Below are 13723 nucleotides of genomic sequence, written 5' to 3'. Positions count from 1 at the left end.
TGCTAATAACTAACTTGTAGTTATTCATTTACCAGCCAATTATGGATAAACAACAGATACTCGAATACTTACAGCAACACGATATTAAGCACATCAAATTTGCTTTTGCAGATATAGACGGCATTTTACGGGGCAAGGTTATCCATACAAAAAAATTCACCGACGGGCTGGGCCAGGGCTATGGTTTTTGCGATGTTGTTTTCGGCTGGGATGCTAACGATACCTGCTACGATAATGTAGATGTTACGGGCTGGCATAGTGGCTACCCGGATAAGTACTGCCATATCGATCTTTCGACTTTCCGCACTATTCCTTGGCAAGATAATATTCCTTTTTTCCTGGGTGATTTTAGCGGCGAGGGTAACGAGAGTGTACCTTGCCCACGCACACTGCTTAAAACGATTACTAAAGAGTGCGAAGATCTGGGCTTTTACCCTGAGTTTGCGCAAGAGTTTGAGTGGTTCAATTTCCGCGAAACACCAGAATCATTACACGACAAATCCTTTAACCACATAGAGCCGCTCACCCCTGGTATGTTTGGGTACTCTATTCTGCGCCCGTCGCAGCAAAGCGATTTCTATTTCGACCTACTTAACCTTCTCGAGCAATTTGGTATCCCGCTGGAAGGCCTCCATACCGAAACCGGCCCCGGCGTTTACGAGGCGGCCATTATACACGACCATGTGATGGCAGCAGCAGACAAGGCCGTGTTGTTTAAAAACGCGGTAAAAGAAATTGCCAGTAAACATGGCATTGTAGCCTCATTTATGGCTAAATGGACCGATAAGTTACCAGGCTGCAGCGGCCATGTACATCAAAGCTTGTGGAGCCCGGATAAAACAACCAATTTGTTTTATGATGCGGCCGCCGAAAATAAAATGAGCGACCTGATGAAGCATTATCTGGCCGGCCAACTATACTGTCTGCCGCATATTGTGCCTATGTATGCGCCTACCATTAACAGTTACAAACGTTTGGTAGAAGGCGCCTGGGCGCCTACCACCATAACATGGGGTATAGAAAACCGCACCACAGCATTCAGGGTTATTAATCCTTCGCATGCCTATACCCGTTTAGAAACCCGCATACCTGGTTCAGACACCAACCCATATCTGGCGCTTGCTGCTGCGCTGGCCTCGGGCTTGTATGGTATAAAACATAAATTGCCGCTTACTATACAGCCAACAATCGGTAATGGTTATGCCGAAAAAGGGAATGGCAGCATTGCGGGTAACCTATTGGATGCCGCCACAACCATGGCAACATCGCCTGTTGCAAAAGAACTATTTGGTGATATCTTTACAGAACATTTTAGCCGCACCCGCATATGGGAGTGGCGCCAGTTTAGCAAACATGTAAGCGACTGGGAACTAAAGAGATATTTTGAAATAATTTAACCATCCTGGGTTAAATACCAATTATGGAACACGAATTAAGTACGCTTATTATTACAAAAGCGTGGGAAGGATATGATGCATCGCGCACCATACGGAGCATCGAAGACATTAGTGCTAATGTATCAACCAACCAGGTTTTTCGCATTACGTTTGAAGATGATGACATTATTATAGCCAAGCTATCCAGTTTTGGCAAGTACGATCATTTTAAAGAAGACCATCGAATTATACAGAGTTTATCGAACAATCTTTTATATCCATTCGAGAACTTTTTGGCGAGGTCTTTACTTAAAAACAACCGCGTTTATATTTACCGTTACCGCCAGGGCCGCACAGATGCATGGGTAGTGTTTTATAACCCAACGCGCATTCTAGAGCGTATGCCACGCCGGTTAGACGAGGGCCATATCCGCAAGCTGGCACAGCAGGCAGCTAAATTTCATAAGGCGTGTTCGCGGGCGAGTAAGGTGTTACCAAAATCGTCTAAGACCATGCGTACGGATATTAATGCCTTGTTAGACCAGATCAACCGAGACGAAAGTAGTTTTGGTACCCGCACCCAAGTAGACCAATTGCGTTATCACTGTGATCTTTACCTGAAAGGCCGCGCCAAATATGCTGCCAATACTTTCGAAACCATTCCGGTGTTTCTGGACTGGAATATTGGTAACTTCTCCGTAAACAACAAAATGGAGTTTTACTCGCGGTGGGATTACGACTGGTTTAGGATGAGTAACCGCATTATGGACTTCTACTTCTTCAGCCGTGTAGCATCCAACGTGGGCGACCGCACGGTTTTCAGTTACTATATCACTACGCTGATGGAAGATCGTTTTATCATCTTTTTGCAGGAGTATCATAAACTAAATCCGCTTACCCTTAACGAGGTTGGGTTTATGAAAGAAGCTTATCGTTTCTTTATCCTCAATTATGTAATTAAAGATGGCAAGCATTTTTTTCACGAGCAGTACGCCCAAAAGCTACAGCAGGAAGCGTATGATATTTATCTGCCCTCGGTAGATCGTGATTTTGACGCCCGCGTAATACTCGATGCCTTAAAAATTAAATACTAACAATTATTTGCAGCTCCCTCCGATATGATACCTACAGCAGATTTTAAAAGCATTATCGATCAGTACAAGGTTATTTTTTTTGATGCCTTTGGCGTTATTAAAACATACGGAGGACTGGTGCCGGATATCCATAAAACGTTTGATTATCTGCAAAGCGAGGGTAAAGAATACTACATAGTAACTAATGATGCATCGCGCAGCCCAATGCAGCTGTCGGCCTCATTTAATAGCCTGGGGCTGGAAAGTATCACCCCCGACCGTATCATTTCCTCGGGCATGCTGGCCAAAGAGTATCTGGATCTTAAGGTAAATGATGGCATTGTAGCTTACCTGGGCACCAGTAACTCTGCCCATTATATTGACAATTCAGGCCTGCATACGCTGCCTGTTAGTGCCATAGATGAAAGCAATATCGATCAGGTAAACGCCCTGGTATTTTTAGATGATGAGGGTTTCGACTGGTTTCGCGATCTCAATAAAACGGTGAACTTATTAAGGTACCGCAACATACCTACCATTGTGGCCAATACCGATTACGCTTACCCGCTTAATATGCACGATGTATCTATAGCCATTGGCGGTATTGCCAGTATGATCCATCAGATTGTAGGTAAACGATTCATTAATTTTGGAAAGCCCGATTCGCTGATGTTTACGTTTGCTTATGATCTGGTGCGAAACAGCCAGCCCGATATTACCAAGAAAGATATTTTAATGATTGGAGATACCCTGCAAACAGACATATTGGGTGGCAATAAATTTGGACTGGATACCATGCTGGTACTCACAGGTAATACCCTACCCATTGATGCGCAAACACGCATTAATTCATCGGGCATTGTGCCAACATTTATTTGCGAAAAAGCAGTATTGTAGCATTCGGCATCCAAAGTTTCCATAGCCAACGCTATGGAACTTCAGAGTACCGCTCTTTACATCAGTTAATTAATTAGACGTTGGGCGTTTTACGTAATACGTTGGACGTTGCTGTTGATGTCCCGGTGCTTTGTATGTTTTACGTTGGCCGTTTTACGTTGACCGTCCAACGCTTAACTTCCCACGTAAAACGTCCCACGTCTAACGTCCTACTAAAACAACCTCCCGAGGTATGGGGGCGGATTCGAACCGCCGTTAAAGGTTTTGCAGACCCCTACCTAACCACTCGGCCACCCTACCTTGTTTTAAACGGGCCCGTGCCCTCACAGCAGGCCCGTTCCGGCTTGTAAATATCAAACCGGTGAAGTGCCGCAAAAACCCATAATTGCAGCAAACTTGAGTATCTATAATAATTGGGGAATAACGCGATCAGAAACTGAAGCTTGTCTTAACAACAACAACACCCACCAGGCAAAAGCTGAGCTTGGTTTGAAGCTATCGCCGACCATGCAAAATCGGGAAATGATTTTGCGGCTGGTCTGTTATTTGGTGTTAATTGATTTATCATAATATCTACTAAATCCATAGATTAAGTATACAAATATGATGATTAATATTGAAACTCAAAATATTTATTCAAAAAAATTTTATTGCCCGAGCTAATCGCTTTGTAAACATTCTACAACAATCAGACTCAACAATCGTTATATGTTGTTTAAACATCTATACCTCCACGTTAATGAAAGCAAAACCTATCCCATCGCTCAGTCGCCGATATTTTATCAGTAAAGCCGTTGCCGGGTCTGCCCTATTACTCGCGACCCCTTTACTCAGTGAGGCGCACTCTTATTTGCCAGTGGACAATAAGGTTACCGTTGGCCAAATTATGGATCTGTTTATTGGCGAAGTTCCGGGAGCGCCATTTGAAGGCACTGTAGATACGTTAAAATCGGGCAGCCGGGATATTGTTGTTACCGGTATAGTAACAACAATGTTTGCCACTATAGATGTTATTCGCAAGGCCATAGCGTTGAACGCTAACTTTATTATAGCCCATGAACCAACCTTCTACAACCACCGCGACGAAACTAATTGGCTAGAAGCTGATGATGTTTATCATTACAAAGTCGATTTACTTAAACAACACAACATTGCCGTATGGCGCAACCACGACTATATACATAGCCTCAAAACAGATGGCGTTAAGAAAGCACTTTCGGAGCAATTGGGCTGGCAAAAGTTTGCTGATATTGATGAACGGGATATTTATAACCTCGCCCCTGCGCTTACCTTAAAAGCTTTGATTGCCCACGCTAAAGCCAGGCTAAATATAGCCGAAGTACGCTACATTGGTAACCCGGAGCAAGTTTGTAAAAAGGTATTATTATTCCCTGGCGCGGCCGGAGGCACCCGCCAGATTACCGCTATAATTAAAACAAAACCCGACGTAATGATGTGTGGCGAAATATCTGAATGGGAAACCGCCGAATATGTACGCGACGCACGGGCTAAAGGAAAATCGCTATGTCTTATTGTATTGGGCCACAGTGCGAGCGAAGAGCCGGGGGCCGAGTTTATGTTAAAATGGATAAAAGATAAATATCCTGCCATAACTGTTACGCATATACCATCTGGCAGCGCGTTATCGTTTATGTAAACGGGCGCAGAACCACCTCATTACTTAAATAAGTAATTGATTATTATCGGTTTAAACACCAAATTAGCAGATTGCGACCCCGCATTTCTTTTTTTTTCTTTTAAAGAAACTTCATTAATACTAACTAAATCCATACGGGTAATACATCCGTATGTATTTTGAATGTATAGCGCAGGGTTGTGATGTTAACTCCAGGTAGAGTTTATGAGATATGCTATTTTAATTATTAATCATGTTTCGCCGAAGCAAACTCGCAGATTAATCGAGAGGTTAAACAACGATTACTTTGACTTTTATTTGCATATTGATAAAAACACCGACATTAAACCTTACCAGGAGCTCAAGCAATTACATAACGTTTTTTTTATTAAGAAGCGGGTAAATGTTAAACCCGGAGGTTATAGTGCTTTAAAGACCAACATGACCGGCCTTACCCAAATCATCAAATCCGGAATCAAATATCACTCCGTTACCCTGCTTAACGGCAGCGATTACCCTACCAAGCGAGCCGATGAAATATGTGAGTTTTTGAACGCCCATAAAGGCAATCAGTTTATTGCTTACGATGAAGAATGGAGCAAAGATATTGAAGATAAGACAAATAAGTATTTTCTTACAGATTACAATATACCTTGCAAGGCTTTTCTCGAGCGATTCTTAAATTCGTTTTTGAATAAAACTCCTTTACCTAAAAATCTTAACGTAGTAGGTAAATCAGCATACTGGACCATTACCTTAAATTGTGCGCAATATATTCTGGCTTATATTCAACGAAACCGCCTGTACAGTAGCTTAAAATTTGTACATGACAGCGACAAATTTATCTTTCAGTCTATTATTATGAGCTCTCCTTACCGGGATGAAGCAATAAATAACAACTATCATTATTCTGATTGCAGCACGTGTACCGCCGAAAGAAAAACCCTTACCGTAAAGGACTTCAATAAAATCATATTTTCAGACAGCATTTTTGCCGGCCATTTTAACGTGGACGTTGATAAAGAAATTTTGGATATGATAGACCGCGCCAATGAGATAAAAATTACTTACAGCGCCGAGTGATCGAAGGCGCCTAAAATATTTTTTGAATAGGAAAAGAGAGATAGAATGTTGATCCTTCGTGCTCTGCACTTTCAAACCATATTTTCCCGTTAAAAGATTCGACTATACGTTTAGAGGTATGTAATCCTAAGCCGTATGATTTCTCGCCTGCAGTACCCCTGCGCTTAGCGTCGGTAAATAAATCAAACAAGCTTGTTTTCAAATGTTCGGGGATGCCAATGCCATTATCTTTTACACTTATTTCTACCATATTATCTTTATGCTGCATGTTAACATAAATAGACGAATGGCTGCGGCTAAACTTTATGGCATTTACAATTAAGTTATTAATTACGCGCCACAATTTCTCGCGGTTAATCTTTACATAAGTCTCCCCCGGTGTGCCTAAATAAATCTGCTGATCTTTCTCCATGGCCCGGTGCTTCATCAACGCCACGCTGTTAAAGAGCAGCTCTTCAACCTCAATTATCTCATGGTCTGCCTCACTCAGGTCAGGATTTGTATTAATCTCCAGCAAATCATTTGTTATGATGATCATGTCGCGGCTGGCTATCCTAATCAGGTCAAGCAGTTCAATCTCTTCCTCTGGTCTATCTTCTTCCAGTTGTAATATTTCGGCCATGTTGCCAATAGCCGTCATCGGGTTCTTCAAATCGTGGCCCAAAACATTTAACAGCTGCCCAAAATCTTTATTTCGTTGTTCCAAAGCGCTAACCGCAAGCTTTAGCTGCTTGTTGTAAGTATCAACATTATCCATCTTAGCCCATGCCCTACTTCGGGTCTTTATAAAAAATACAATGATAATGCTGCACATAATGCAAAAAACAATTGCGTTGATCAGGTAGGTGGTTTTTAGCTGATTGTCTTTCTCAAGGGTAGCAAACTTATATCGCTGGTCGAGCAATTCGAAGTCTTTGTTCGGGTCGGCCTGATATAAATTATTGCTGTTTATCTCATCCTGTTTTTTAACATTCAGATATTTTTCTAATGTTCCCGTCGCCGATTTAAAATTTCCGGTTGCTTTAAAATAGTCGGCTTTTAATTTCAAATACCTAAGTAACGCAACCGTATCTAACCGGGTGTTTGCTTCAATAACCCTCAACATCAGGTTGGCGCTGTCTGGTCTGGCAATTTTTAAATATAAACCTGCCAAGCCAATGTTTGCATAATTGGCATCGGCATTTTCATAACCATCCTGCGTATTAATCTTAATGCTTTGCTTATAGTCGCCTTCGGCTGCGGAATACTGTTTTTTATATTCAAAAGCCTTAGCTCGGTTGCCATAAATAACCCCTATTGCACTTTCTATAAATCTCTTCTTATCCGGGTGAAGAGCTCTGTTATGATCAATAAAAGCCAGAGCTTTATTATAATATTTAATAGCGCTATCGGGCTCATTATTACCCATAAAACTTAGCCCAATGTTATCCAGGTTGTTCTGCATAGAAGCAAAACCCTCCGTGCTATTATCACACCCTACTAAGCTGGTCACAGTTTGCTTATAAAGCTGAACAGCATCTTTATAATGCTGCTGCTTATAACTTACACTGGCTATGTTACTATTAATAAGCGATAAAATATGACGATGCTCGCATGTATTCGAACTTTCTGTCATTAGGGAGCGTGCCAGGTAAAATGTCCGCGAGGCTTCACTATATCTGTTAATTCGAAGCAATATCCCCCCCTTAATTATATTGGCCTGGGCGTATAGTAATTTATATTGAGGGTCGTGGGTATAATTTCTTATTACCCATATGGCACTATCTGCATAAGTTAGGGCGTAGTAAAAGTCCAGATCGTGCTTACTGCACATGGCTAATAGGTTATATCTCTTCCACAGATCGCCGGCGCCTACCTGCTCCATGTCGGCATATACAGAATCAATATAATGCGCCCTCGCCTCGCTGTGGTTCAAGCCAGCATTGGTCATTTTATTAATAGCGTCAAGGGCTTTTTTATGATAGGTTATTTGGGGTTCTACTTTCTCATGGCACGCCGCAAATAGCAAAGCGAACAAGAGTGTGATAAACCGAAAATTGAACCCTGAGTTAAGCATAATGATAAGGCTACTAAAGCTATGCATTTTATACCATAACGTCCATTTTTGTTAAAAAATACACTCCTATGGTACAAAGTAACAACGCAGCTATGGTTACTTGTTTAAGTAATAGGCAATTTATACTTAATTAAACATCTTTGCAGCCGTTCTTATTATTAAATAACAAGAACGCGGTTGAATTTTATTTAACTTTAACTACGCTCCACCCCCCTTAGGTTAAATGAAAAATATTGGCTTAATAGAAGACGATAGTGTTTTAGTAAATGCTTATTCTAAGTATTTTAAAATTACTAAGACTTTCAATATTGCATTTTCTGTTCCCGATGTTTCTGATGCCTTAAATTTAGCCATCGCCGATCCGCATATAATCTTACTGGACATCAATCTCCGGTCGGGCTCTGGTATTGACGGGATAAAGGCACTTGCTCAACATTTTCCGAAAAGTAGTATTGTTATACTGTCCAGCCTCGAAGATGCCAAGCTAACTCGGCTTGCCCTAGAAAATGGCGCGGTTGGCTACCTTTTAAAATCGAGCAGCCTGGCTTATATCACCGAGTCGTTATTGAAATTGGACGAAGGGGGAATACCTTTTTCGCCAGTCACCATAAGCCATTTGATGCAGGGTGGCGCTCCAACACTCACCGAACCCGATACAGCCGGACTTACAAAAAGAGAGTTAGAATTAATTAAATTATTGAGCGAAGGCCTGGCTAATAAAACAGCGGCACATCGTTTAAATGTTACTTATTTTACGATAAACCAGCACCTCAAGAATATTTATAAAAAACTGAAAATCAATTCAAAATCAGAATTGATTGCCTGGTATCTAAACAAGTCATAAAAGGATAAGACAAGGTCAACAAAACGCCCCACATTTCGCTTCTATTAAGAACTACCGGGTTCGCCCCCCTGTCTAACGCCAATGCCTGGTACTGATAGTTTATCTCAATTTACGACAGGCAGGACCTCACCATCGAATTATTCAGTTTTGAGCAGGGACAAGATCAATCGGGATCACCTGGCGCTATTTAAGCATTAGAAATTAGCTGCACTTACTGCTGAGACAGAATGGGTGGAAATAGTTAACTGATGACAAATCAGATTCAAATAGATTACTCAGTTTTTTTTATTTATTGCAGACCACATTTGCATGAACCTTTTCCCTTATCATTCGCAATTTTCAGGCGATTTTTTTTTCGCCATCACAATTTAGCCTACCTTATTACGAATTATTTTTCACTGCTAGTTTTCATAATTAATTGCAGATCAAGTATTTAATACATGGCACGGCTTTGGAATGCCTTGGTATGTGATTAAGTCCCTTAAATTAAAAATGAAAGCTTATGTACAACGATAACGAGTATTCTCAGCCCGGTTACGAATCAAATTATGAATTCAATCCTCAACAAGAAGCGGGCTTTGAGATGGAAAATTATGAGTTTAATAATGAATATGAGTTTAACCCGGAACTGGAGCAGAATTACGAAGATGCAAATGAATTCGAAGATGAATTTGCAAGGCAGAACAGATATGTAGTTCGCGATCACAGAAGCGGTTATAACCCAGGTTCGGGGCGCGGGTATAATCTATCAAGGTCTGCCCGCACAGTTAATGTCCCAACATATAGGGGCTCGTCGCATCCGAATTTTTCTGCCAGATCTCAACGGTATCCATATTACAATTATAGAGGTAACAATTATTACAGGCGTGGTAATTATCCATGGTATAATCGATATCGCCAGGGATGGAACAATTATTACGGCATGAGATACAATCAATATCCGGACATGTACGGCACCAGTCAACAAGACATCCCTGCTGATCCGGGAGCTTCAACTTCGGTAAGCTCAGGCAGTAATATCCCTGGTTATATTTTCGACACCATTAAAAATCTTTCGCAACAGGTTGCTTCTACCAACGCAAACGTAGAAGCCCTGCAGCAGTCCCTGTCTAATGGCCCCAACCAGGGTAATAACCCTCAACCCCAAGGGGGCAGCCCACAAGCCGGCGCGCCTGGTGCAAATGTAGGCCCGATTAATCAGCAGCCACCTGCCGATCACGAAATGGAAAACTATGAATACGAAATGGAAGATGAAATGATGAATTATAGTGGAGGCAATGAAATAAACGAGATGGAACTCGCCGCAGAATTGTTAGAAACTAATAATGAAATGGAATTAGATCATTTTCTGGGAGGCCTTTTAGGAGGAGCGGGCAGCGGACTGGGCAGCCTTTTGAAAGGAATTGTAAAAAAGGCCCTGCCGATTGCGGGCGCGGCTGCGGGCTCATTTTTTGGTGGCCCATTGGGAGGAATGGTTGGTCAGAAAATAGGAAGCGCCGCCTCTGGGATGTTTGAACTCGAATTAGAAGGGTTAAGCAACGAAGATCAGGAGTTTGAAATTGCCAGATCGGTTGTTCGGCTCGCAATGGATGCAGCCAGGGAACTCGCAGAAGGAAACAATACAGGTAATCCCGATGAAGACGCAAAAAACGCCTTAATACGATCGGCAATACGTAACGCGCCCGGCCTTTTGGTAAAGAAGCATTATCAGGGTAGTAATGGCCCGCATGGCCATTGGCACCGCAGAGGGAACAAGATCATTATCGAAAACGCATTTTAACTGATGTAAGAGAAATTTGATCATGCAATATTCATTCGAATATCTTAATAATGAAGCCTGCTCATTACTTACAAGGCTAAATCAGGTACAGCCCTTTTCGATGACAATGCCTATGGTGAAGGGCGCTTCAGTATCAGCCAAAGCCTTTAAGGAAATTATTGAGTTATTGGAAAATGAAAAGGCAGCACTTAGGAAAAATATTTACAGGTTTATTAAGCAGGTAAAAAGGCAGCAAAAGGCAAAAGCTGATGAAAAGCAATTACAGGCAGCCTTTGCGGTATTAAAACTTCGCTTTAATGATATATTGGATCAACTGGACATTTTTGCAGATGTCTTATCTCAACGGGGGGAAAACGATACAGGTGTGTGGCTTGCCGGCCTTGACGTTTTAGCCGAAGACGGCATGGAAGCAATAAAACTTCTCGCAGATATACCAGCCTTGATGGTATATCTTGATCGCGGGCATGGTGCCGCTATAAGAAGGGCCCGAACCCGGTTGCCAGGCGGAGATGAAAACCCGGTTGCAATAATTCAGGTGCCTCGTGAAAGATTGGTTGGCAGTGGTATTGCTTCCTCATTAATTCATGAAGTGGGCCATCAGGTTGCCTCCCTGCTTAATTTGGTACCATCGCTATCGGCAGTGCTGGCCAGAAAAGTAGATGAGGGCCGCAATGCTGGTGCATGGCAATATTTCAACAGGTGTATATCAGAAATTATAAGCGATGTATGGGCCTTAGGGCATTTGGGGGTATCTGCTACTATGGGATTAATGGGGGTAGTTACACTTCCGAGATATTTCCAATTCAGGTTGGATATGAATGATCCTCACCCTGCACCTTACCTCAGAGTTCAAATCAGCTGCTGGTTTGGAAAGAGATTTTACCCTCATCCTCAATGGGATAAACTTTGGCTGATGTGGAATTCATTTTATCCAAGAGAAGGATTAGATAAAGAATCTTTGCGGATCATGAATGCTATTGAGTTGGAACTGGATGCTTTTATTGAAATTTTAATACATCACTCAACAAAGGAAATGAGAGGAAAGAAGCTCATGGAACTTTTTCCAATTGCAGAAAGGCAACCGGATAAATTAAAACAACTCTATCAATTATGGAACAAAAAAAAAATAAGCTTGAGCGCTATGCCCCCAACACTTGTATTTGCCGTGATGGGCCAGGCTAAGGCAGAGCTGGAGATAGACGCCAGTGCCGAAAGCTCCGTGCTCACACGCCAGTTGCGACATTGGGCTTTTGCGAGAAATTAACAACCACTAAAAAATAAACACATGACAAGAATTATTATAATACCGCAATCAGAACGGATTTATGATCCTTCAGATTTTGAAATTTCTGTCGCGAGAAGAAATAAAGACGGCGCGTACAAATTTTATAAGAAGTTTACGCTAGAGAGAAACTTTAGTGTTGATACGGAAGTGTGGTCTGACGATATGATCGGGGTGGAATATAAAGGAATTACTCAGACCATCAATGAAAAGGGTAATTACATCACCATAGGTAAAACTGTTCCGGAAGAAATAACGCTGAATGTGCAGTCGCCCGACGGAGAAAATTCAAATGTTGTATCCAACATCATCGAAAACGATGTGGATGTCAATGTGAAGTCGATTGATTTTAAAGGGCCTCTGGAAATTAGATTAACTCCGTCGACCGGGGGACCTACGAAAGACCAGGCTTTTTGGGATTTGATCAATAATTACAAGTTTGATTTCAATCATTACCGCAATTTTATTGATGATATTCTTAGCGCCGACCTATCGAAAGGAACTGTACATGAATATCCAGCGCCGGAAAGAAGAGTAGACTCCAGGCGATTGCCATTTAACCGGACGGAAGCCTATAGTTTGCTGAAATTTGCTACCGAGCGATACGTTGAAAGGGTTTATAAAATAAAAAACCATTTGCACGATAGCGACTATGAAAAATATGATATCGGCGATTACCTTGGCAGGGATAAAATTATACCCTACTATGATCTGATAAAATCAAAGCTCAAAGAATATTTTGTAACCGATCCGCGCGCGCAGGAAACAGGTTTTTTACAGGCCGATGCTGACGCAACGCTTATCGAATTGATTTGGAATTACTGGTACGAAGAGGGGAAGGTTAATCAATCGATGGCTGCCATAGCAAGAAGGTTTCAAAATATAAAAAATGGTTTCAAAGACCCTCTGCTCAACTTCGCTTTAGATCCTTTGCGCCCGCTTAATAATATTTTATGGGGCTTCATTCAGGATGCACAGCATCGTTTAACATCTACCCGCCGAAATTATGAATATGCCAGTGAGTATGACTTGTGCGTGCTGAGCAATATGAAACCCGGCTTTAACCCCGCCGACAGGAGATCTAATTTTTTGCTGTCGTTTAACCAACTATTATTTGAAGCCACAGAATATTTTGTACAATCGGATAACACAACTATAAGGCCCGACGGCTTTAAATTATTAAACGCGCTGAGAGATACACACCGCGTGCTGGCCGAAGGTGCCCATAATCAGTATGGCGACTTGCCAACCGTTGCCAGGGTAGAGGCGTTAATGGAACAGTGGATACTTGCCAGGCCAGAAGTGAGGGAATTTTTAGGCGGCAGGATCATGGTGCCGTATGAAGAACCGTGGATGGATAGGGTAGATAGCATGAAAAGCCTGCAGGGCTGGGATAATACCAGCATAAGTTTTTACAGAGACCTGGCCGTTTACGGAGAAAAGATCACTCTAGGTATACGCCTGGGCGACTGGACAAACAAGAGCCGTAGAGACCATGCCACTAATTGGGCTGATGCTTTCAGGGATGCTATTCAGCGATATATTCACAGTTATTATACCGTAACGGGCATTGATCTGGCTGCTCCGAATATAAACATCAACCCGGCAGACAAATATCTTTTGCCCGGCATGCTGATACACCAGAAGCATATTAAGCAAAGGCAATTTTTGAGAAAGTATTAATCATTTTTCGTTA

The 13723-nt window shown here is 42.0% G+C and carries 10 protein-coding genes and 1 tRNA gene; 9 read left to right on the top strand and 2 right to left on the bottom strand.

What is annotated here, in order from left to right; genetic code table 11:
* The first annotated feature begins 41 nt into the window (after positions 1-41).
* Genes GSY63_RS05130 through GSY63_RS05120 form a run of 3 tightly spaced genes read left to right on the top strand, consistent with a single transcriptional unit; the run spans position 42 to position 3346 of the window.
* Positions 42-1397: a glutamine synthetase family protein gene (locus tag GSY63_RS05130; protein WP_166584748.1), complete on the top strand. Its 1356-nt coding sequence runs from the start codon at positions 42-44 to the stop codon at positions 1395-1397.
* Between the two features lie 23 nt (positions 1398-1420).
* Positions 1421-2470 carry a hypothetical protein gene (locus GSY63_RS05125; protein WP_166584747.1) on the top strand — a complete coding sequence of 350 codons (1050 nt, stop codon included), beginning with the start codon at positions 1421-1423 and terminating at the stop codon, positions 2468-2470.
* 24 nt (positions 2471-2494) lie between these two features.
* Complete coding sequence (locus GSY63_RS05120; protein WP_208094464.1) at positions 2495-3346, top strand: HAD-IIA family hydrolase; 852 nt, start codon at positions 2495-2497, stop codon at positions 3344-3346.
* Positions 3347-3574: 228 nt separating this feature from the next.
* On the opposite strand, the gene GSY63_RS05115 is transcribed toward GSY63_RS05120, so the two are convergent.
* Positions 3575-3646 (bottom strand) — tRNA-Cys (locus GSY63_RS05115).
* Positions 3647-4085: 439 nt separating this feature from the next.
* On the opposite strand from GSY63_RS05115, the gene GSY63_RS05110 reads away from it, so the two are divergent.
* Both GSY63_RS05110 and GSY63_RS05105 read left to right on the top strand, forming a co-directional pair.
* Positions 4086-5003: a Nif3-like dinuclear metal center hexameric protein gene (locus tag GSY63_RS05110; protein WP_166584746.1), complete on the top strand. Its 918-nt coding sequence runs from the start codon at positions 4086-4088 to the stop codon at positions 5001-5003.
* Between the two features lie 204 nt (positions 5004-5207).
* Positions 5208-6065: a beta-1,6-N-acetylglucosaminyltransferase gene (locus GSY63_RS05105; protein ID WP_166584745.1), complete on the top strand. Its 858-nt coding sequence runs from the start codon at positions 5208-5210 to the stop codon at positions 6063-6065.
* A gap of 10 nt (positions 6066-6075) precedes the next feature.
* Here the strand turns inward: GSY63_RS05105 and GSY63_RS05100 are convergent, their stop codons facing one another.
* Entirely contained in the window at positions 6076-8121 is a 2046-nt protein-coding gene (locus tag GSY63_RS05100; RefSeq protein ID WP_166584744.1) for a tetratricopeptide repeat-containing sensor histidine kinase, read from the bottom strand.
* Positions 8122-8344: 223 nt separating this feature from the next.
* On the opposite strand from GSY63_RS05100, the gene GSY63_RS05095 reads away from it, so the two are divergent.
* From GSY63_RS05095 to GSY63_RS05080, 4 genes are all read left to right on the top strand, one after another.
* Positions 8345-8965 (top strand): response regulator, encoded by a 621-nt coding sequence (locus tag GSY63_RS05095; protein ID WP_166584743.1) that lies wholly within the window; start codon positions 8345-8347, stop codon positions 8963-8965.
* A gap of 502 nt (positions 8966-9467) precedes the next feature.
* Positions 9468-10745 (top strand): hypothetical protein, encoded by a 1278-nt coding sequence (locus GSY63_RS05090; RefSeq protein ID WP_166584742.1) that lies wholly within the window; start codon positions 9468-9470, stop codon positions 10743-10745.
* A gap of 22 nt (positions 10746-10767) precedes the next feature.
* Positions 10768-12009 (top strand): hypothetical protein, encoded by a 1242-nt coding sequence (locus GSY63_RS05085; RefSeq protein WP_166584741.1) that lies wholly within the window; start codon positions 10768-10770, stop codon positions 12007-12009.
* Between the two features lie 21 nt (positions 12010-12030).
* On the top strand, positions 12031-13710 hold the full coding sequence (locus GSY63_RS05080; protein WP_166584740.1) for a hypothetical protein: 1680 nt from the start codon (positions 12031-12033) through the stop codon (positions 13708-13710).
* Positions 13711-13723: the final 13 nt, after the last annotated feature.

This window comes from Mucilaginibacter agri (assembly GCF_009928685.1).
In the GTDB taxonomy this organism is placed as follows: domain Bacteria; phylum Bacteroidota; class Bacteroidia; order Sphingobacteriales; family Sphingobacteriaceae; genus Mucilaginibacter; species Mucilaginibacter agri.
The sequence above is the reverse complement of the archived record's forward strand: the minus strand, read 5'-3'. Positions and strand labels throughout refer to the sequence as shown.